The following is an 18,632-nucleotide window of genomic DNA, read 5'->3' as shown; positions in this document are numbered from 1 at the left end:
GGCACCGGGGCCCTGAGGAAAACCCCTCAGGGTCCCCCTAGGGGTTGTCACAGGTCAGCGGCAAAGCCTCTCTCCTCCCGAGGAGGGACGACCCGGACCCTTCAGACCAGGTACGTTCGATTCGTGGCTGGATTCAGGATCGGACGCGGCCGGGACAACCGCACCCCGCAAGCGCGACCCCAACAACGACCGCGGCAGGAGCCGTACGGGCAGCAGGCCCCCCAGGGCCAGCAGCCTCCGTACGGCTACCCTCAGCCGCCCTCGCAGCAGTACGGCGGGCAGCAGCCCCCGTACGGCCAGGGCCAGGGCCAGGGCCGCCAAGGCCGCCAGGGCGGATACGGCGGGCAGCAATGGCCGCAGGCGGGCGGCAACCACGGCGAGCCGGAGTACTTCGGCGGTCAGGGAGACCCGGGGCAGGGGGGCCACGGCGGCCAGGGCGGCTTCGATCCGTACGCCGCCAACAACCCCGGTCACACCCAGGCCTTCTCCATAGGCGAGGACCCGTACAACCAGGGCGACACCTACCGCGCGGGCCAGGCCCCCGCCCCGGTGGGACCCCGCCTGCACTGGAAGGACCTCCTGCGCGGCATCGTGCTGCGCCCGGGACCGACGTTCCTCCAGATGCGGGACTACGCGATGTGGGCCCCGGCCGTCATCGTGACGTTCCTCTACGGCCTCCTCGCGATCTTCGGCTTCGACGGCGCCCGCGAGGACGCCATCAGCGCCACGCTCTCCACGGCCGTCCCGTACGTCCTGACGACGGCCGTCGCGATCACGATCAGTGCCTTCATCCTGGGCGTGGTCACGCACACCCTCGCCCGCCAGCTCGGCGGCGACGGTGCCTGGCAGCCGACGGTCGGCCTCTCGATGCTGATCATGTCCATCACGGACGCACCCCGCGTGGTCGTCGCGATGTTCCTCGGCGGCGGCCAGCCCTTCGTCCAGCTGCTCGGCTGGGTGACCTGGATCGCCGCGGGCGCGCTGCTCACGGCGATGGTGAGCAAGTCGCACGACCTGCCGTGGCCGAAGGCGCTCGGCGCGGCGTCGATCCAGCTGCTCGCACTGCTGGCGATCATCAAGCTGGGCACGTTCTAGTACTTGAGACGTACTAGTACTTGAGACGGAGAAGGGCCCCGGCGGATCACTCCGCCGGGGCCCTTCCTCATGTCGACTTCAGGCTTCAGGCGTCCAGAACCTGCCCGGCACGCCGCACGACGGGCGCCTCGACACTCCAGGGGAAGTTGATCCAGTCGTCGGTGCGCTTCCACACGTACTCGCACTTCACGAGCGACTGCGACTTCTCGTAGATCACCGCGCTGCGCACCTCGGCCACGTGATCGAGGCAGAAGTCGTGCACGAGCTTCAGCGTCTTCCCGGTGTCGGCGACATCGTCGGCGATGAGCACCTTCTTGTCCGTGAAGTCGATGACATTGGGCACGGGCGCCAGCATGACGGGCATTTCCAGGGTCGTCCCGACCCCCGTGTAGAACTCCACGTTGACCAGGTGGATGTTCTTGCAGTCGAGCGCGTACGCGAGACCGCCCGCGACGAAGACGCCACCGCGGGCGATGGAGATGATGATGTCGGGCCGGTACCCGTCGTCGGCGATGGTCTGCGCGAGCTCACGCACCGCGTCGCCGAACTTCTCGTACGTAAGGTTCTCGCGCACGTCACTCACGCCGTCACTCATGCTGGATGTCACACCTGGGTCCGATGGAAATTGAGGAAGGAACGGGAGGCGGTCGGCCCGCGCTGCCCTTGGTAACGCGACCCGTACCGCTCCGACCCGTAGGGCGACTCGGCGGGCGAGGTCAGCCGGAACATGCACAGCTGGCCGATCTTCATGCCGGGCCAGAGCTTGATGGGCAGCGTCGCGAGGTTGGAGAGCTCCAGCGTCACGTGCCCGGAGAAGCCGGGGTCGATGAACCCGGCCGTGGAATGTGTCACAAGCCCGAGCCGCCCCAGGCTGGACTTCCCCTCGAGCCTGCTCGCGAGGTCGTCGGGCAGGCTGATGATCTCGTACGTCGAGGCCAGCACGAACTCGCCGGGGTGCAGGATGAACGGCTCATCGCCCTCGGGCTCGACGAGCCGCGTCAGGTCGGCCTGCTCGACGGAGGGGTCGATGTGTGGGTAGCGGTGATTCTCGAACACCCGGAAGTAGCGGTCGAGCCGCACGTCGATGCTTGAGGGCTGCACCATGGATTCGTCGTACGGATCAATCCGTACTCGTCCGGCGTCGATCTCGGCCCGGATGTCCTTGTCTGAGAGAAGCACGCACCGAGGATACGCAGAGCGCGCGGGCCCGCCCCAATCGGACGGCCCCGCGCGCTCCCGCTGTAGCTGTCGTTACCGCTTCTGTGACGCGACCGGCACGGCATGCCGCAATCGGGCGCACCGTGGACAGCGGATGAGACGGCCGGGTCCGAGCCGGTCGGCCTTCTGCATCGGGAACGAAGCAGTGCTGAACACGTGCCCTTCGGCACATCGGACGACGGTGCGCTCCATCAAGTCCTCGAGTCCCTTCCCCATTGCCGTAGTTGAGCTCGCAGCGTCCCGCACCTGCTCGTACGCGAGCTGACGACGAAAGGCCACATTACGGGACGAAAGGGGCGCCCCTCCAGGCGGCACTCCGGCCTCTCACCGTACGCCCCAACTCCCGCGTCCCGAAGCGCCATCCACGCCCCGGACAGCACGCAGGCCCCACGGCAAAAGCGCCCGGGGCCTGGAATGAGGTAGAGTGTGCGACGTTACGACACCGCCACAGACGGTGTCTTTCGCGGGTGTAGTTTAGTGGTAGAACATCAGCTTCCCAAGCTGAGAGTGCGAGTTCGATTCTCGTCACCCGCTCCATAGTTGAGGCCCAGGTCGGCGACCTGGGCCTTTTTGCTGCTCCGGGCATCGATCACGCCTGATCATGCCTCGATCACAAGAGCACAATGGGTAGTAGTGCCTCTTGGAAGGACGGGGCCATGAGCGAGATCCACTCCCCGGGGAAGGGTCATCGCGTCTTCTTCGGGGTCTTTCTGGCGATCCAGGCCGTCTTTCTCGTCTGGGTCGTGGCAGGCGCCGTCAGCGGCGAGACCATCGGCACCACGATCGGGGTCGGCGTGATCGTCGCGATCTGGCTGGCGACGGACTTCCTCGTGGCCGTGACATACGCCATGTACTGGCTCGCCGGCAGACCACCACGACGGACCCGCGCCCAGCACTGACTCATCCGCACCTAGCGCTTTCGGCCCAACTCTCCCAGGACTTCGCCGAGTTGGCCGGCGGTCAGGGCGGCATCGGGGAGCGGTGTCGTGGCCGGCGCGGCGCGCAGGCCGTCCAGGAGCAGGGTCAGGGGGCGGCGCCAGGCGTCGGGGGTGGTCGCCGTGGTCAGGGCAGGGATGGCGCGGCCCAGGGCGGCCAGTGCGAACAGGACGTCCTCGGTGGTCGCGTCGGCGCGGACCGTGCCCTGGGCTCGGCCGCGGCTCAGCAGGATGTCCATCGTCTCGCGGTTGTGGGCGTGCACGGCCCGCAGCGCGTCCACGCCCTCCAGGCGGGTGGTCATGAGGTCGTTGGTTCCTCGGTCGGCGGCCAGCGTGACGAAGACGGCCCGGAGGTATTCGTTCAGCGCCGCCCAGGCGTCCGGGGCCGTCCGGGCCTGATCGCCCGCGGCCATCGTGCCCGTCAGGAGGTCGTGGAAGACGGCGTCGACGAGGGCGGCGCGGGTGGGGAAGTTCCGGTAGAGCGTCGCGTTCCCCACGCCTGCCCGGCGGGCGATCACGTCCAGCGGCGCCTCAAGGCCCTGCTCCGCGAACACCTCGCGGGCGGCGTCCACCAAGAGGTCCCAGTTGCGTCGCGCGTCGCGGCGCCGTGGGGGCGTCGCGCGGGGCGAATCGCCGGTCATCGTCACTGTCCCTGCCGACCTTCCTGCCAAGTGGGGACCACTCCCCGGTAGGGATGCTATCGTCGCGCTCGGAAATGGGGAGCACTCCCCACTTAAGGGGAGAGGGCATGGCATGAACGGGCACGGGAGCGGGAACGGGAACGGGACGGCGCTGGTGCTCGGCGGCGGAGGGCCGGTCGGCGGCGCGTGGATGACCGGCGTCCTGGCCGGCCTCGCGGACGCCGGCATCGATCTCGGCCGGGCCGACGTCGTCATCGGCACCTCGGCGGGCGCGATCTTCGGCTCCCGGCTCGCGAGCGGGGAACCGGCGCGGGAGCTGTACGAGCGCCAGCTCGCCGGAGCGGACCGGGTGGACCTGGAGGTCTCCGTACCGCAGACGCTCCGCTTCCTGTGGGCAGCGCTCGGCTCCCGTGACCCCGAGCGCTCCGTGCGGCGCCTGGGCCGCGCCGCCCTCGCCGCGCGCACCAGGCCCGAGGCCGAGGTGTTCGACACCGTGGGAGGCCTGCTCCGCGGGGCGCGGGCCTGGCCCGAGCAGGCGCTGCGGATCACTTCGGTCGATGCCGTGACCGGAGCCGTGGAGACGTTCGACGCAGGCTCCGAGGTCTCTCTCGCCGAGGCCGTCGCCGCCAGCTGTGCGGTGCCCCTGGTGTGGCCGCCGGTCACGGTCGCGGGCCGCCGCTGGATCGACGGCGGCAGCCGCTCCACCACCAACATCCACTTGGCCCGCGGTTACCGGCGCGTCCTTGCCGTCTCCCCGATCCCCTCCGCCGTCGGACCGCACCCCGGCGCGCAGGAGCAGGCGGCCCAACTCGCCGCGGAGGGTACCGACATCACGCTCGTCGCCCCGGACCCCGCGGCCCGCCGCGCCATGGGCCGCAACATGACCGCCGACGCCCGACGCCACCCCGCCGCCCGAGCAGGCCACCACCAGGCCACCACACTCGCGCCCACACTGACCGCCTTCTGAGCCATGACCGAACGGACCCCTCATGCAAGCCCCCGCCCTGGCGGACCTGGCCCCCGAAGGCCATGACCTGGCGATCGACCCGTACCCCCTCTACGCGGCCCTCCGCGCCGAGAGCCCCGTGCACCGCGTCAGCGTCCCTGGCAGCGGGGAGGCCTGGCTGGTTCTTGCTCGTGACGCGGCCCGGGTCGCGTTGACCGATCCCCGGCTGCGCAACGACATCCGGTACTCGTCCTCCTGGCAGACCGACGGCGGTCACGCCATCGGCCGCAACATGCTCCAGAGCGACCCCCCGCAGCACACCCGGCTGCGTCGGCTTGTGGCAGGACGCTTCACGCACGGGCGGATCGCCGAGCTGCGGCCGAGGATCGAAGCCGTCGCCGACGACCTGCTCGCCGCACTCCCACCGCAGGGCACGGCAGACCTCGTGAGCCAGTACGCGCTGCCGCTGCCCGTGGCGGTGATCTGCGACCTCCTCGGCGTCCCCACGGCGGACCGGGCCCTCTTCCACACCTGGTCGAACGAGCTGGTCATGCCCACATCGGAGGAAGCCGCGGCTTCGGCGGGCACCGCGCTCACCGGCTACCTCACCGAGCTGATCGACCGTAAGAGCAAGGACCCCGACGGCACCCTGCTCAGCGATCTCGCCCTGCTCGGCGACCCCGCCCTGCTCGGCGACCCCGCCGCGGAGGCAGCCCCGCCGGAACCCGGCGGCCTCACCGCCGAGGAACTCCTCGGCATGGCCTTCCTCATCCTCGTCGCGGGCCACGAGACGACGGTCGACCTCATCTCCGGAACGCTCCACGCCCTGCTCGCCCACCCCGACCAGCTGGCCCTGCTGCGCGCCGACCCCGGGCTGACCGGCGGCGCCGTCGAGGAGTCGCTGCGCTACAACTCCCCCGTCCACGCCTCCGCGTTCCGCTTCGCTGCCGAGCCCCTGGACCTGGCGGGCACCCGCATAGCCGCCGGTGACACCGTCCAGGTCTCCCTCGCCGCGGCCTCCCGCGATCCCCTGCACTTCCCCGAGCCCGACCGCTTCGACATCAGGCGCCGCGCGCAGGGGCACCTCGGGTTCGGCCACGGCCTGCACCACTGCCTCGGCGCCCCGCTCGCCCGCGCCGAGGCCGAGATCGCCGTGCGCCGCCTCCTCGCCCAACGCCCCGGACTCGCCTTCGCCGCCGATCCCGCCGCACTCACCTGGCGAACCAGCGCACTGCTACGGGGGCTGAGGGAACTGCCGCTGTCCTTGGGGCCCTTCGGATGAGTCAGCCGAACTGGCCCGGCTGATAGTCACCTGCCGGCTGCTGGACTATGACGTTCACTCGGTTGTAGGTGTTGATGAGGGCGATGAGCGACACCAGGGCCACGAGCTGGTCCTCGTCGTAATGCTTGGCGGCGTCCGCCCATGCCTCGTCCGTGACGCCGCCCGCCGCGTCGGCGATGCGCGTCCCCTGCTCCGTGAGCTCCAGCGCGGCGCGCTCGGCGTCGGTGAACACCTGGGCCTCGCGCCAGGCGGCGATGAGGTTGAGGCGCGTCGGTGTCTCGCCCTGGTGCGTGGCGTCCTTCGTGTGCATGTCGGTGCAGAAGCCGCAGCCGTTGATCTGGCTCGCGCGGATCTTGACCAGTTCCTGTGTCGCGGCGGGCAGGGTCGAGTCCGAGACGACCTTGCCCGCGGAGTTGATGTGCTTCAGGACCTTGCCTGCGAGCGCGCTGCCGAAGAGGTTCATACGAGCGTCCATGGTGATCTCCTCTGCCGTTGCCGATGCTGTCATTCCTCTGACGGAGGCGCGCGCCAAGATGTGACAGCAGAAGCAGGACAGACTTCGACAGCCCGTCCCACGGGCCTCGCGTTACAGTCGGTGATTCCTGTGGGTTCAACTAAATGGGGGGTTTCTCATGGCACTGTTCGGAAACGCGCACACGATCGATCCGATGACCGCGCAGCAGGACTACGCGCGTCTGCTGGGCCACGGCGAGCAGGTGCAGGCCGCGTTCCTGCTGATCCGCGACACCATGCTCTTCACCGACCGTCGCCTCGTCCTCGTCGACAAGCAGGGGATAACCGGCAAGAAGGTCGAGTACCACTCGGTCCCGTACCGCAGCATCACGCACTTCGCGGTGGAGACCGCCGGGCACTTCGACCTCGATGCCGAGCTCAAGATCTGGATCTCCGGCACCCCTGAGCCGATCCAGAAGACCTTCACCAAGGGCGTCGACATCTACGAGGTGCAGGCGATCCTCACGCAGTACGTGGCGCGCTGATCGGTAGCCCCCCGGGGCGCCGGGGCCGGGGGGCGGGCCCGGGGGGTCTCAGGCCGTGGGCACGCGGTCCAGGAAGCCGTGCACGGTACGGATACGGCCGTCGTCGGCGAGCGTGATGACGTCGAAACCGGCGACGGGAGCGGAGCCGTCCGCGACGGACACCAGTTCCCAGCCGAAGCGGGCGATGTGGTGGTGCCCGTCGACCGCCCCGGTCTGCCGGAACTCGAAGCCGGGGAACTGCTCGTGGGCCCCCGCGATCACGGCGGCGAGGGACTCGTGCCCTGATACGTCGGCCAGCGGGTCCGTGTAGCTGCCGTCCTCGCTCCAGGCGGCGGCCACGGCCTTGGCCAGATCCTCGGCGCCCTCGGCGTTCCAGGCCTCGAAGTAGCGGGCGACGGCGGTCTCGTACGCGGAAGTGTCGTGTGCGGACATGGCGGGTGCCTCCTGCGGCTCGGTAGCTCGGCTCGGTCATCGATCACCGGTCATCGGTCATCGGGGGTGTTCCTTCGATGACTTGAGCTTGCCGTGTGGGCCGGATCGGGTCGATTACGTCCGGGGTAATGCGGGGTCGGAAGCGGCCCGGGAGCGCCACCCGCTGTCTTCTCACGAGAGCGCGACTGTGCTTGCCTAAGGGGCTCTTTCGGTTGCCTGGACGGGAGTTGACGTATGCGCAAGCCGTGGGTCGGTGGGGTGCTGCTGGCCGCTGTGCTGCTCCTCGGGGCGTGCGGCGACCCGGGCTCGGGGGGTACATCGGCCGACGTCCCGGATACCCCCACCGCCGCGCGGGAGAAGCCCTCCGCCGAGTCCTCCTCCGAGCCCTCCGCCTCGGCGCCGTCTTCGACCACCCGCCAGCGCGTCGCAGAAAATTCCCAGAAAAAAGCCCCCAAGGTCCTCTACCTCGGGGATTCTCTCGCAATGGAGAACCAGACCGTCCTCGGCGACCTCCTCCGCGCCGACCTGGGCGCCCGCTACCGCAGCGCGCCCTACTCCGGCACCACCCTCTGCGACTACCTCGACGACACCGGCAAGGACTCCCTCGTCCCCGACAAGGACAAGGCCGCCGCGCTGGTCCGCGACCAGCGGCCCGACTATGTGGTCCTCCAGTTCTGGGGCAACGCGTGGGGCTACACGCCCTGCATGGACGGCATCACGTACGACAAGCAGCGGCAGAAGTACTTCGACCGGTACGCCGCCGACGCGAAGGCGCTGGCCTCGCAGATCCACGATGCGGGTGGCTCCGAAGCCGACCGGCCTCGGATCGTGTGGGTCCTCCAGGGCCCCGACCCGATCACGCCCGACCGCGTGCGGCGCGTCAACGGAATCTACGAGGCGCAGGCGGCCGCATCGGATGGGCTCATCGCCGACGCGGGGCGCGTGGTCGCCCCGGCGGCGGATCGGTACACGTGGGTGGAGAAGCTGCCGTGCACGTCTTACGAGCGGGAGCACGCGTCCTACTGCACGGAGCCGGGCAGTGGTCGTACCGCGCTGCACCGCGGTGACGACTACCTGCACTTCTGCCTGGCGCCGACCACGGCCAAGCCCCGTCCCTGCCCGGCCCGTTCGCCCGGGATCCGCCGCATGGCCGCGGAGATCACCCGGGCGGTGGGGGCTGCGGGGTAGCTCCCGCTGCGGCTTCAGGGCGCGGTCAGCCCGCCGTCAGCAGCAGCCCGCACGAAGCGGGCGAAGGCGCCGGGGGAGATGGTGAAGACGGGGCCTTCGGGGTTCTTGCTGTCGCGGAGAGCTAGGCCGCCTTCGCGGGGGGCGAATTCGATGCACTCCCCGCCGGTGTCCGAGCTGTAGGACGACTTGCGCCATGCGGTGCCGTTTAGGGGGGCGCACTCGATGCATTCGCCGCCAGAGGTTCCGCTGTACGAAGACCTACGCCACCGTGCGCCCGCCAGTTGGTGCGTCGTGCCCATAGCGTTCCTCCATCACACGAGCGATCAGCTCCGCCGAGCTCTCCGTCGAGAGAGCACAGCTTTGCAATCGAGCGTAGCCGACCGAACGCTCCCTGATCACTTGCGGATTGGCAGTCATACGGCCTGAGTCATAGCTCTCGGTGTAGAACACGTCCGGGTCATCGTCGAAGCGCAACATCGTGAACGAGCCCATCATCCCGGTGTGTTGGCCCACCGAGAACGGCAGTACCTGGATCTGCACCCACGGGTGTTCTTGGAAACTCGACAGCCGCGTCAGTTGGTTTCGCATGACCTCGCGGCCGCCGACCTCCTGCCTCAGCACGCCCTCGCCCAGGACCACCCACAGCGCGGGCGCGTTGTCCCGCTTCAATATGCGCTGCCGCTCCAGACGAGCCGCCACCAACTCGGCAGCCTTGTGGGGATGGTCCACGCCGAGCAAGGCCCGCGCGTACTCCTCGGTCTGCAACAGCCCGTACACCAACTGGCACTGATAGGTGGAGATGAACGCAGCCTTCGCCTCCATCTCCGCAAACGCCTGGAACCACGTCGGCAGCTGACTCTTAAGAACCAGCCCCACCAACCGCGAAAACACCCCGTCAGTCCCCAGCGCCGCATCCACCCGCTCGGAGAAATCCCTCGTCGGCACCTTCTTCGCTGTCTCGATCTGGCCCACCAGCGAGCCCGTACAGAAGATGATCCCGCCCAACTGGCCCTGCTTCAGGCCCGCAGCCTCGCGCAGGCGCCGCAGTTCCGAGCCGTAGTAGTCCAGCGGTGACGCGCTGGGGTCGAGGTCGCGGATGTTGACCATGCGTGGGGCACCCCCATAACCAACGCCTCGCGGCGTTCAGTTCAACTCGTAGCCCAGCGTAACCAGCCAACTCCACGCTGGTGACATGAATCACGTAACTCCCCCACCGCCCCTGCCCGTTCGCGGGGCGTACCGGATGAGCCTCACGCTCGGTGAGCACTCCGTACGGCATCTGCGGTTCATCCTCCGGGCCTACCTGGGGAGTTGGGGCATGGGCGAGCTGCGCGACTGCGCCGAGCTGGCCCTCACCGAACTCGTCACCAACGTCGTACGCCACGTACCGGACCGCCGCTGTGAGCTCCTCATCCTGCGTCGCCCCCGGAGCCTGCGGGTCGAGGTCGCGGACACGTGTCCCCTGCTGCCCAGGCAGGGCAGTGGCGAGGAACTGGCCGAGGGCGGGCGCGGGCTGCTCATCGTCGCGGCCGTCACCGATCGCTGGGGGTACGAGCCGCGGGCGGACGGCAGCGGCAAGACCGCCTGGTTCGAGTGCGATGCCAAGGAGTCGGGGCAGTTGGGGCCGCCGGGGGCCACCCGTTCGGTCTAAGTCCGCTCGCGTGGCCCCCCGGGGGTGTCACACGCTGTGAACTCCTGAACGACGAAGAAAGGGTGCCCATGAGCAGCGGAGCGAGCAACCCGCGGGGCGCAAGCCCCTGGGCGTCGGGCGGCACGATGTTCGCGGGTGTCCTGATGCTGGTCAGCGGCATCCTCGGCATCCTCGAAGGCATCGCGGGCATCGCCAAGGACGACGTCTACGCACGCATCGGGGACTACGTCTACAAGTTCAACCTCACCACGTGGGGCTGGATCCATCTGATCCTCGGCATCCTCGTCGCGGTCACCGGATACGGCATCCTCAAGGGCGCGACCTGGGCCAAGGCGTGCGGTGTCGCGCTCGCCTCGATCTCCGTCGTCCTGCACTTCATGTGGCTGCCGTACCAGCCGATCTGGGCACTGATCGCGATCGCGATCGGCATCTTCGTCATCTGGGCGCTGTGCACGGACCACCCGGACCGCGACGCCCGCCGTGACGCCGGGGCAGGGGGCGGCTGGGAGCCTCGTAAGACCTCCAGCGGTCCCGGCCCGTTCGCCGAGGGCTCCGCGGGTGCCGACCCCGGTCCCCCCGGCGGTCCGGGCCGGACTCCGCCTCCCACCGTCTGACCGACCGCGAGGCGGGAGCCGACCCGGAGGGCCCATGACCGACACGTCCACGTCCGGCAACGGGCCCTCCCTCTGGACGCCGCAGGCCCGTGCCCTGCTGCCGCTCGTCGTGCCCGCCCTGCTCATCGGCGTCGGGTCCAGCCTGATCCTGCTGCTGCTCAGCTTCGTCGCCGAGCGGTTGCAGGATCTGCTGTGGGACGCGTTGCCGGACGCGGTCGGGGTCTCGGGCACGTCGGTGGGGTGGATCATCGGCGTGCTCACCGCGGCGGGGTTCGTCGTCGGGCTGATCGTGTGGAAGGTCCCCGGGCACGCCGGGCCCGACCCCGCGACGCTCGGCCTCGTCGATCCGCCGCTGCCGGTCCGGGTGCTCCCCGGCCTCGCGCTCGCCGTGGTCGTGGGGCTCGCGGGCGGCGTCAGCCTCGGCCCGGAGAACCCGATCACGGCCATCAACATCGCCCTCGCCTACACGCTCGGCATGAAGGCCATGCCCCGCACCCCCGCCACGGACTGGGTGATGCTCGCCGCCGCGGGGACCATCGGCGCCCTCTTCGGTACGCCGGTCGCTGCGGCGCTCGTCCTCTCCGAGATCGTGATCGGCGCCGACCCGCGCCCCCTGTGGGACCGGCTGTTCGCGCCGCTGGTCGCGGCGGGCGCGGGGGCGCTGACCACGGTGCTCGTCGCGCACCCGACGTTCCAGATCGACGTCGAGGCCTACGACGGGCCGCACTGGGGCGACATCCTCTCCGCCATGGTCGTCAGCACGGCGGCGGCCGCCATCGGGCTGTGCGCCGTGTACGCCTTCCCGTACCTCCACCGCGCCTTCCGCCAGCTCGCGCATCCCGTACTGATGCTGACGGTGGGCGGTCTCGTGCTCGGCGTCCTGGGCGCGCTCGGCGGCCACCTCACGCTCTTCAAGGGCCTGGAGGAGGTGAAGGAGCTGACGGCGGAGGGCGCCGACCACGACGCGGGCAACCTGCTGCTGCTCGCCCTGGTCAAGCTGCTCGCGCTCTGCGTGGCCGCCACCTGCGGCTTCCGGGGCGGGCGGATCTTCCCCGCGGTCTTCGTGGGCGTGGCGCTCGGCATGCTCGCGCACGCCCTCGTCGACTCGGTGCCGCCCGCCCTGGGGATCACCTGCGCCATCCTCGGCTTGCTGCTCGCCACGACGCGGCAGGGCTGGCTGAGCCTGTTCACGGCGGCGGTCGTGGTGATGGACCTCGCTCTGCTGCCGGTCCTGTGCGTCGCGGCGCTGCCCGCCTGGCTGTTGGTGACGGGGCGCCCGGAGATGCTGATCAAGGAGACCGCATCGGACGACGCGTCAGATGCGGTCCAGACCCGGCACTCCCAGTGACGCGAGCCCGTCCAGGACCAGGTCCACGCCGACCGCCGCGAGCAGCAGGCCCAGCAGCCTGCCGAGGAGTTCGACCGTCGCGTGATGTGTGCCCCTCAGGATGCGCGCGAGCAGGACCACGCAGACCAGATCCAGGGCGATGACGGCGACGTACGCGCCGACGACCGTGGAACGCCAGGACCAGGTGTCGCGGGCCGCCGCCTCGATCAGCACGGCGGTCATGGCGAGCGGACTCACGATGTACGGCATGAGCAACTCGCGTACGCCGCTGACGAGATCGGGCGCGTCCACGTTCGCGCGGTCCGAGCCGAGGTGGACGCCGAGGACGAGCCCCACGGCGTAGATGAAGAAGATGACGCCGCCCGCGAGCTGGAGCGCGGGCGTGGAAATGTGGAAGAGCTCAAGGAGCCACGGCGCGGTGAAGCCCGCGATCAGGCCGACCACGACGGCGGCACCGGACGACACGAGGGCGATCATCCGCAGCTCGCGGACCGGGTGGTTCTGCGCGAGGCCGCCGAAGGCGAGCAGCACCTTGGGCGGCCCGACGACGGAGAAGAAGGTGATGAATGCGGCGGAATAGGTCAGGGCAGCGGTCACGCACGGCATCTTGTACCGCGCCGCGCCTAGAACGCGGCGGGACCGCCGTTCGCCGCTACCGTGTCGCGCGCCGCGCGGACGAAGGCCTCGATGCGGGGGGTCCCCTCGGCGGCCGTGCGCCAGATCAGCGCGACGTCGGCCGACGGGACGTCGTTCAGGGGTACGAAGGTGATGTCGGGCCGCGAGTAGTACTTCTCCACTGACGCGACGACCGGCGACACCCCCCGCCCGGTGGCCACCAGCGTCATCAGCTCCTGGAACCCGGCGACGGACTGGCCGCGGCGGATCGGGAGGCCGCTGGGGGTGCGGGGCGGGATGTGGAAGTCCCACCAGTAGGCGGGAGCGCCGTTCACGGCGCCGAAGAAGGTCTCGCCCGCGCACTCTTCGAGGGACACGCTTTCGCGCCCGGCGAAGCGGTGGCCGAGCGGCATGGCGAGCATGCGGGGTTCGTTGATGACGACGGGCCCGACCGTGAGGTCCGGCTCCTCGACGGGCAGGCAGGTGAACAGCACGTCGGCCTCGCCGCCACGCAGCGCGCCGAGCGGGTCGCCGACCTGGGTCTCCCGCATCCGGACGTCGCAGCGCGGGCAGCGGCTGCGGAACGTCTCCAGGATCGCGGAGGTCAGCGAGCCGGCCCCTGACCCGAGGAAGGCGACGGTCAACTCGCCCTCGACGCCGCGCGCCATGTCCTTGGCACGGGCGACGGCGGCCTCCATCCGCAGGTGCAGGGGCGCCAGGTCGTCGTACAGCTGACGGCCGAGCGGGGACATCTGCACCCTGCGGCTGGTGCGCTCGAAGAGCGGGGCGCCGATCTTGCGCTCCAGCTTCTTCACGGTCTGGCTGACGCGGGCCTGGGAGAGGAGGAGGCGTTCGGCGGTGCGGCCGAAGTGGAGCTCTTCGGCGAGGGTCAGGAAAGTCTCCAGCTCCTGGCGTTCCATTTCGCTGCCCACCCCGTCCCTGACCTGCATCGATAAGCCTGAGCGCAACGATCGTTTCATGGATCGCCGTTGATCGGGGGTGGGCGGGGGCGGATCTTGGAGGAGTCCCCTTCACGGGACCACCGATCCTCTCAACTCCCCGGAGATTCCCATGCTTTCGCGCACTCGCAACTCCGCTGTCGCCGCCGCTGCCGCGCTCGCCCTGACGGCCGGTCTCGCCGTCACGGGGGCTCACGCCTCGGGCTCGAAGCCCGGCCCGGGGTCTTCCGGCCCCGCCTGGGCCGCCGCCTGGGCCGCGTCGCCGCAGCGGGCCAGCACGGGCTTCAAGCCCAACTGGTCGGAGGACGGCTTCTCCGGCCAGACCCTGCGCCAGGTCGTACGCGTCACGGAGGGCGGGGACAGAGCCCGTATCCGGCTCTCCAACGCGTATGGGACATCGCCGCTGCACATCGCGGGGGCGACCATCGCCCGTACGAAGAAGGGGGGCGGGGCCGCTGTCGAGGAAGGCTCGGTGCGGCGGCTCACGTTCGAGGGGAGGCGGTCGGTGGAGATCCCGGCGCACGGCCAACTCTCCAGTGATGAGGCGGGCTTGGGGCTCAAGCCCTTCGAGTCGGTCACCGTCACCTTGCATCTCGCCCGTACGACGGGGCCCGCCACGTTCCATGCGCAGTCGTTCGCGACGAGTTACCGGGCGGACGGGGATCATGTCGCGGATGCCGGGGCGGGGGCGTTCGGTGAGTCGACGGAGTCCTGGTACTTCCTGTCGGGGGTGGACGTGAGGGGGGACCGTGCTCGCCGGGGCGGCGGCATCGTCCTCTTCGGCGACTCCATCACCGACGGCTTCGCCTCCTCCACCGACCTCAACCGCCGCTGGTCCGACGCTCTCGCCGAGCGGCTGGCCAAGGCGGGGTCGCCTCGGCCGGTCCTGAATGCCGGTATCGGCGGCAACCTCGTCCTCAACGACTCCGCCTGGTACGGGGAGAGGGGGACCGCCCGCTTCGGGCGGGACGCGCTGGATCTGCCGGGGGTGGGGACCGTGGTGGTCCTTGAGGGTCTGAACGACATCGGGTTCAGCGAGAGCGATACGCCCACTTACAAGCCCGCGCCGAAGGTGAGCGCTGAGGACCTCATCGCGGGGCACCGGAAGTTGATCCGGGCGGCGAAGGAGAAGGGGGTGAAGGTGGTGGGGGCTACTTTGCTGCCGCTGGGGGGCTCGGATCACTACGGAGAGCGGGCCGCGAAGGTGAGTGATGAGTTCAACGAGTGGGTGCGGACTTCTGGGGAGTACGACTCGTACGTGGACTTTGACCGGGCTCTGGCGGATCCTGCGGATGCTGAGCGGCTTGCGCCCGAGTACGACAGCGGGGACCACCTGCACCCCAATGACGCGGGGTATGCGGCGATGGCCCGCGCGGTGGACCTCGAAACGCTTTAGTCCCCAACCCCGCCCCTTCCCGAAAACCCGCTCGGCGCGGGGGCCTTGGTGACCGTCATCACCGGCTTCGCCGAGTTCGTCCTCAAACGCCGGACGGGCTGAAAAAGATTCAGCTGCGGGGCAATCGGGTGGGTGGGCGGGAAAATTAGCCCCTCCGGCGTTTGAGGAGCGGGGTCTGGGGCGGAGCCCCAGGTGTCACCCCCGCGCCGGCGACGCAATCGCCCGCGCAGCCACCACCTCCTGGCGCAGGGGTTCCAGGACGCTGTCCTGGGGGCCCGTGAAGGACGTCGAGACCTCCTCCAGGGTCTCGGAGTCCCTCAAGCCCTCCGCCAACTCACGGAGTTGGCGAGCCACCTCCCCCACCTCCGTGAGGGTCGGCTCCGTCGCCCCATGGCGGATCCGCACCCGCGCAGCGGTAGTCGCGTCCACGATTCGTTCGACGGCGATCACCAGCGGCCACCACGCCGCGGCCCGCGCCCCCATCGGGGGCGGTTCCGTGAGCGCGCGCTGGAACTCCGTGCGGATGACGGACAGGTCCCGGTACAGGCCCCGCCGCATCCGCGCACGCTCGGCCACATCCACCGCCGTGCCGAACGCGCTCTCGACGTACGACGCCGTATCGGCCACCGCGTCCGCGAGGCGGTCACCGATCCGCGTGTGCCAGCTCTCCGGCCACAGCAAGTATCCGGCCACCAGCGAGATCCCGCAGCCGATCAGGCTGTCCACCAGGCGCGGCACGACGAGCCCGAAGCCCTGGTGGTTCAGGACGTCGGAGAGGAGCAGGATCACGGGGGTGATCGCGGCCGTCTGGTAGCCGTAACCCCGCGTCGTGAGCGCCGGGATCAGGGCCGCGAGGGCGAGCATCACCGGCACGTCCCACCAGCCGCGCGGCACCTCGGCAAGGACGGCTGCCGCCACCACCAGGCCCGCCGCCGTACCCAGCGCCCGCAGCACCGCCCGCGAGAAGACCGAGCCGAAGTCCGGCTTGAGGACGAACGTGACGGTGAGCGCCACCCAGTACGAGCGGGGCACCTCGATCAGGGACACGAGCGATTGCGCGATGCCGATGCAGAGGGCCAGGCGTAGGCCGTAGCGCCAGGACGCGCTCGACAGGATCACGTTGCGGGCGGCTCTGCGGGCCCTTACGCGCAGGGCCGCGGGGCGGCCGAGGCGGTCCTCGGCGTTCACGGCGCCGTGCGGGTCGGGGTCGTTGAGGAGTTCGGCCACGTGCCGCAGGGCGTGGTCGACCGCGTCGGCCGAGGGGTCCGGTGCTTCGGGGAGGGTGGGGCCGGGGATCGGGGTCTTCCCGGGGGCGGCCACCGCATCCGCGAGGCGCCGCACCTCCGCGGGAAACTCCGGCGGCATCGGGACCCCGCACTGGTGCGCGGCGGGCGCGGCCTCGATGACCGGGGTGATCGCGTTCAGCTGGGCCACCAGGCGGACCAGGTCCGGGTTGCGGCCGTGCGCGCGGGTGCGCCGGGCGAGGACCAGGTCGTACGACTGGTTCAGGGACGCGGTGACGGCCGTGCGCGCCTCGTCGTACCCCTCGGTGCCCGCCGCTTCGAGCAGCGCGGCCACGCTGCGGTAGGTCGCCGCGACGGCGGCCCGCTCCGGGATCCCGGAGCGGAGCGGCCAGGCGAGGAGCGCGAGGGTGAGGACCAGGAGGCCGCCGCCCGTCATGAGGGCCGGGGCCAGCCACCATTCCCCGGGCATCGGAAGCCCCGCCCCCACCACGGAGTTGAGCAGCAGGAGCAGGCCGGACACGGACGCCACGGCACCGATCGTGGACATCATCCCGGAGACCAGTGCCACGAGGGTGACCACGCCGACCGCGACCCAGCCGTGGCCGAAGACCAGGGAGCCGATGGTGACGCCGAGCGCGCCGAACAGCTGCGGCACGGCGATGTTGAGGATCCGCATGCGGTACGCGTCGGCGGTGTCGCCGATGACTCCGGACAGGGCGCCCATGGAGGCGAGCGCGCCGTACGCGGGCTGCCCGGCCGCGAGGCCGATGAGGAGGGGCAGCGACATGGCGACGGACGCGCGCGCCACCGCGGCCCACGGGATCGGCGCCGCCTGCGGCTTGAGTGTCCTGACCAGCCAGGGGGGCGGGGCGAGGGTGCTCAGAGGGCCCGGTGGTGCGGGTGACTCGCGGGGGCGCATGCGGCCATTATCGCCACCGCCGCCATGCCCGGACCGATCTGCCGTTCACCGCTTCGGCTCGTGCAGCGTCAGGTCCACCACCAGAGTCCGGTGGTCCGTGTCGCCGATGTCCAGGAAGCGGGCATCGCGGGCCGAGAAGTCCGGGCTGGCGAGGACGTGGTCGATCTGCGTGCCCAGCGGTGACATCAGATCGGCGGGCCAGCTCGGGGTGCGGGCGGACCCCGCGAGGCCGGCGGCGTCGCGTACGCCGCCGGTGTCCAGGATGTCGCGGAAAGCCGCGTGGTCCTGGGTGGCGTTGAAGTCGCCCGCGATGATGGTGGACCGGTTCGCGCGCCTGCCGTCGGCGGCGTAGTCGCGGAGTTCGGCGAGTTCGGTGCGCCAGGTGGAGAGTTGCCTGGGCAGCGGCGGCATCGGGTGGGCGAGCTGGATGCGGACCTGGTGGCCGCTCTTCAGCTCGGCCACGGCGCCGGGCATGCCCAGCGTGCCCGCGAGGCCGCTCGCCTTCTTCAGGGGCAGCTTGCTGACGATCACCGAGCCCTCGGCGCCGCCGGCTTCGCTCGCGGTGCGGTAGGGGTAGTCGGAGCGGGGCAGTTCGTCGCGCAGAGTGTCCGAGCAGGTGTAGTCGCACTCCGGGACGAAGAGGAGGTCGGGCTTCTCCTTGCGGACCGCCTTCAGCAGGCCGGGGGTGCCCTGGCCGAACTCCACGTTCGACGCCATGACGCGGATCTCGGCGACGGCCGGTCCTTCCGGGTCGTCCGTCTTGCCGTACGGCTCCATGAACCAGGCGATGCCGCCGAGCGCGACGACGCCCCAGACGAGACCCACGCGCCAGCGGGCGAGGGCCGCGAACAGCAGGGCGGCGATCGCGGGGGCGAGGAGCCAGGGCAGGAACGCGAGGATCTGCGGTACGGGGGTGAAGCCGTCGGAGTCGGCGATACGGAAGCCGAGGATGGTGCTGACGCCGCCCAGGAGGAGGGCCGCCAGCCAGGCGGAGGGGCGGTGCCGGGGGCGCCGCTTCGCCTGCGGCTCCGGCCAGTCCTCTCGGGGTGCCGTCCTCGCTGCCGTTGCGCTGTCCAAGGCCGGCCTCTCCGTCTGGTGGGATCTCGAATCCTCCCTCAGAGACGGCTGGAGGTGGGGGAAGGGTTGCGTTT

The 18,632-nt window shown here is 70.5% G+C and carries 20 protein-coding genes, 1 tRNA gene and 1 pseudogene; 11 read left to right on the top strand and 11 right to left on the bottom strand.

Translation table 11 applies throughout. The annotated features are described in order from the left end of the window. The first annotated feature begins 123 nt into the window (after window positions 1–123). Window positions 124–1,095, top strand: coding sequence for a YIP1 family protein (locus tag E5671_RS25215; RefSeq protein WP_160506212.1), 972 nt, complete (start codon window positions 124–126; stop codon window positions 1,093–1,095). An 85-nt stretch (window positions 1,096–1,180) separates the two neighbouring features. On the opposite strand, the gene E5671_RS25210 is transcribed toward E5671_RS25215, so the two are convergent. Next, entirely contained in the window at window positions 1,181–1,678 is a 498-nt protein-coding gene (locus tag E5671_RS25210; protein WP_160510399.1) for a phosphoribosyltransferase family protein, read from the bottom strand. A 20-nt stretch (window positions 1,679–1,698) separates the two neighbouring features. Continuing rightward, complete coding sequence (gene dcd, locus E5671_RS25205) at window positions 1,699–2,274, bottom strand: dCTP deaminase (protein ID WP_160506211.1); 576 nt, start codon at window positions 2,272–2,274, stop codon at window positions 1,699–1,701. A gap of 502 nt (window positions 2,275–2,776) precedes the next feature. Between dcd and E5671_RS25200 the strand changes: the two genes are divergently transcribed. Then, window positions 2,777–2,850 (top strand) — tRNA-Gly (locus E5671_RS25200). 119 nt (window positions 2,851–2,969) lie between these two features. After that, window positions 2,970–3,212 carry a hypothetical protein gene (locus tag E5671_RS25195; RefSeq protein ID WP_160506210.1) on the top strand — a complete coding sequence of 81 codons (243 nt, stop codon included), beginning with the start codon at window positions 2,970–2,972 and terminating at the stop codon, window positions 3,210–3,212. An 11-nt stretch (window positions 3,213–3,223) separates the two neighbouring features. Here E5671_RS25195 and E5671_RS25190 read toward each other — a convergent pair whose 3' ends face one another. Further along, complete coding sequence (locus E5671_RS25190) at window positions 3,224–3,889, bottom strand: TetR/AcrR family transcriptional regulator (protein WP_160506209.1); 666 nt, start codon at window positions 3,887–3,889, stop codon at window positions 3,224–3,226. A 112-nt stretch (window positions 3,890–4,001) separates the two neighbouring features. Between E5671_RS25190 and E5671_RS25185 the strand changes: the two genes are divergently transcribed. Both E5671_RS25185 and E5671_RS25180 read left to right on the top strand, forming a co-directional pair. Then, window positions 4,002–4,856, top strand: a complete 855-nt coding sequence (locus E5671_RS25185; RefSeq protein WP_160506208.1) for a patatin-like phospholipase family protein — start codon at window positions 4,002–4,004, stop codon at window positions 4,854–4,856. A 22-nt stretch (window positions 4,857–4,878) separates the two neighbouring features. Next, window positions 4,879–6,117: a cytochrome P450 family protein gene (locus E5671_RS25180; RefSeq protein WP_160506207.1), complete on the top strand. Its 1,239-nt coding sequence runs from the start codon at window positions 4,879–4,881 to the stop codon at window positions 6,115–6,117. Window position 6,118: 1 nt separating this feature from the next. Here the strand turns inward: E5671_RS25180 and E5671_RS25175 are convergent, their stop codons facing one another. Then, entirely contained in the window at window positions 6,119–6,592 is a 474-nt protein-coding gene (locus tag E5671_RS25175) for a carboxymuconolactone decarboxylase family protein (RefSeq protein WP_160506206.1), read from the bottom strand. A 157-nt stretch (window positions 6,593–6,749) separates the two neighbouring features. Between E5671_RS25175 and E5671_RS25170 the strand changes: the two genes are divergently transcribed. After that, window positions 6,750–7,115 (top strand): PH domain-containing protein, encoded by a 366-nt coding sequence (locus E5671_RS25170; RefSeq protein WP_160506205.1) that lies wholly within the window; start codon window positions 6,750–6,752, stop codon window positions 7,113–7,115. A 48-nt stretch (window positions 7,116–7,163) separates the two neighbouring features. On the opposite strand, the gene E5671_RS25165 is transcribed toward E5671_RS25170, so the two are convergent. Further along, complete coding sequence (locus E5671_RS25165) at window positions 7,164–7,547, bottom strand: nuclear transport factor 2 family protein (protein WP_160506204.1); 384 nt, start codon at window positions 7,545–7,547, stop codon at window positions 7,164–7,166. 234 nt (window positions 7,548–7,781) lie between these two features. Between E5671_RS25165 and E5671_RS25160 the strand changes: the two genes are divergently transcribed. After that, the gene (locus E5671_RS25160; RefSeq protein ID WP_160506203.1) at window positions 7,782–8,735 is read left to right on the top strand and encodes an SGNH/GDSL hydrolase family protein; all 954 of its coding nucleotides are present in this window, start codon (window positions 7,782–7,784) and stop codon (window positions 8,733–8,735) included. A gap of 14 nt (window positions 8,736–8,749) precedes the next feature. On the opposite strand, the gene E5671_RS25155 is transcribed toward E5671_RS25160, so the two are convergent. Together E5671_RS25155 and E5671_RS25150 are read right to left on the bottom strand one after the other, a co-directional pair. After that, complete coding sequence (locus E5671_RS25155) at window positions 8,750–9,034, bottom strand: DUF397 domain-containing protein (RefSeq protein ID WP_160506202.1); 285 nt, start codon at window positions 9,032–9,034, stop codon at window positions 8,750–8,752. Then, entirely contained in the window at window positions 8,994–9,842 is an 849-nt protein-coding gene (locus E5671_RS25150; RefSeq protein ID WP_160506201.1) for a helix-turn-helix domain-containing protein, read from the bottom strand. The genes E5671_RS25155 and E5671_RS25150 overlap by 41 nt, the downstream gene beginning before the upstream one ends. Before the next feature lie 85 nt (window positions 9,843–9,927). Between E5671_RS25150 and E5671_RS25145 the strand changes: the two genes are divergently transcribed. From E5671_RS25145 to E5671_RS25135, 3 genes and pseudogenes are all read left to right on the top strand, one after another. Continuing rightward, entirely contained in the window at window positions 9,928–10,386 is a 459-nt protein-coding gene (locus E5671_RS25145) for an ATP-binding protein (RefSeq protein ID WP_237330236.1), read from the top strand. Window positions 10,387–10,454: 68 nt separating this feature from the next. Next, window positions 10,455–10,844: pseudogene (locus tag E5671_RS25140) on the top strand (DUF7144 family membrane protein); the annotation flags it as partial. Between the two features lie 190 nt (window positions 10,845–11,034). Continuing rightward, window positions 11,035–12,348 carry an ion channel protein gene (locus tag E5671_RS25135; protein ID WP_160506200.1) on the top strand — a complete coding sequence of 438 codons (1,314 nt, stop codon included), beginning with the start codon at window positions 11,035–11,037 and terminating at the stop codon, window positions 12,346–12,348. On the opposite strand, the gene E5671_RS25130 is transcribed toward E5671_RS25135, so the two are convergent. Both E5671_RS25130 and E5671_RS25125 read right to left on the bottom strand, forming a co-directional pair. Next, on the bottom strand, window positions 12,316–12,945 hold the full coding sequence (locus E5671_RS25130) for a MarC family protein (protein WP_336605837.1): 630 nt from the start codon (window positions 12,943–12,945) through the stop codon (window positions 12,316–12,318). The two genes, E5671_RS25135 and E5671_RS25130, sit on opposite strands and share 33 nt — an antisense overlap. Window positions 12,946–12,971: 26 nt before the next feature. Beyond that, window positions 12,972–13,883 carry a LysR family transcriptional regulator gene (locus E5671_RS25125; protein WP_202121252.1) on the bottom strand — a complete coding sequence of 304 codons (912 nt, stop codon included), beginning with the start codon at window positions 13,881–13,883 and terminating at the stop codon, window positions 12,972–12,974. Between the two features lie 151 nt (window positions 13,884–14,034). Here E5671_RS25125 and E5671_RS25120 point away from each other — a divergent pair, with 151 nt between their 5' ends. Next, complete coding sequence (locus E5671_RS25120) at window positions 14,035–15,318, top strand: SGNH/GDSL hydrolase family protein (protein WP_160506198.1); 1,284 nt, start codon at window positions 14,035–14,037, stop codon at window positions 15,316–15,318. 195 nt (window positions 15,319–15,513) lie between these two features. Here the strand turns inward: E5671_RS25120 and E5671_RS25115 are convergent, their stop codons facing one another. Continuing rightward, the gene (locus E5671_RS25115; RefSeq protein WP_160506197.1) at window positions 15,514–17,481 is read right to left on the bottom strand and encodes an FUSC family protein; all 1,968 of its coding nucleotides are present in this window, start codon (window positions 17,479–17,481) and stop codon (window positions 15,514–15,516) included. 45 nt (window positions 17,482–17,526) lie between these two features. Beyond that, on the bottom strand, window positions 17,527–18,558 hold the full coding sequence (locus E5671_RS25110; protein WP_160506196.1) for an endonuclease/exonuclease/phosphatase family protein: 1,032 nt from the start codon (window positions 18,556–18,558) through the stop codon (window positions 17,527–17,529). Window positions 18,559–18,632: the final 74 nt, after the last annotated feature.

Origin of the sequence: Streptomyces sp. BA2 (genome assembly GCF_009769735.1) — a bacterium.
Classification (GTDB): Bacteria; Actinomycetota; Actinomycetes; order Streptomycetales; family Streptomycetaceae; genus Streptomyces.
The sequence above is the reverse complement of the archived record's forward strand: the minus strand, read 5'-3'. Positions and strand labels throughout refer to the sequence as shown.

Excerpts from the sequence above, each read along its gene's own strand:
- E5671_RS25195 (WP_160506210.1), top strand. The coding sequence starts at position 2,970 with ATGAGCGAGATCCACTCCCCGGGGAAGGGTCATCGCGTCTTCTTCGGG.
- E5671_RS25190 (WP_160506209.1), bottom strand. The coding sequence starts at position 3,889 with ATGACCGGCGATTCGCCCCGCGCGACGCCCCCACGGCGCCGCGACGCG.
- E5671_RS25185 (WP_160506208.1), top strand. The coding sequence starts at position 4,002 with ATGAACGGGCACGGGAGCGGGAACGGGAACGGGACGGCGCTGGTGCTC.
- E5671_RS25180 (WP_160506207.1), top strand. The coding sequence starts at position 4,879 with ATGCAAGCCCCCGCCCTGGCGGACCTGGCCCCCGAAGGCCATGACCTG.
- E5671_RS25175 (WP_160506206.1), bottom strand. The coding sequence starts at position 6,592 with ATGGACGCTCGTATGAACCTCTTCGGCAGCGCGCTCGCAGGCAAGGTC.
- E5671_RS25170 (WP_160506205.1), top strand. The coding sequence starts at position 6,750 with ATGGCACTGTTCGGAAACGCGCACACGATCGATCCGATGACCGCGCAG.
- E5671_RS25165 (WP_160506204.1), bottom strand. The coding sequence starts at position 7,547 with ATGTCCGCACACGACACTTCCGCGTACGAGACCGCCGTCGCCCGCTAC.
- E5671_RS25160 (WP_160506203.1), top strand. The coding sequence starts at position 7,782 with ATGCGCAAGCCGTGGGTCGGTGGGGTGCTGCTGGCCGCTGTGCTGCTC.
- E5671_RS25155 (WP_160506202.1), bottom strand. The coding sequence starts at position 9,034 with ATGGGCACGACGCACCAACTGGCGGGCGCACGGTGGCGTAGGTCTTCG.
- E5671_RS25150 (WP_160506201.1), bottom strand. The coding sequence starts at position 9,842 with ATGGTCAACATCCGCGACCTCGACCCCAGCGCGTCACCGCTGGACTAC.
- E5671_RS25145 (WP_237330236.1), top strand. The coding sequence starts at position 9,928 with ATGAATCACGTAACTCCCCCACCGCCCCTGCCCGTTCGCGGGGCGTAC.
- E5671_RS25135 (WP_160506200.1), top strand. The coding sequence starts at position 11,035 with ATGACCGACACGTCCACGTCCGGCAACGGGCCCTCCCTCTGGACGCCG.
- E5671_RS25125 (WP_202121252.1), bottom strand. The coding sequence starts at position 13,883 with ATGGAACGCCAGGAGCTGGAGACTTTCCTGACCCTCGCCGAAGAGCTC.
- E5671_RS25120 (WP_160506198.1), top strand. The coding sequence starts at position 14,035 with ATGCTTTCGCGCACTCGCAACTCCGCTGTCGCCGCCGCTGCCGCGCTC.
- E5671_RS25115 (WP_160506197.1), bottom strand. The coding sequence starts at position 17,481 with ATGCGCCCCCGCGAGTCACCCGCACCACCGGGCCCTCTGAGCACCCTC.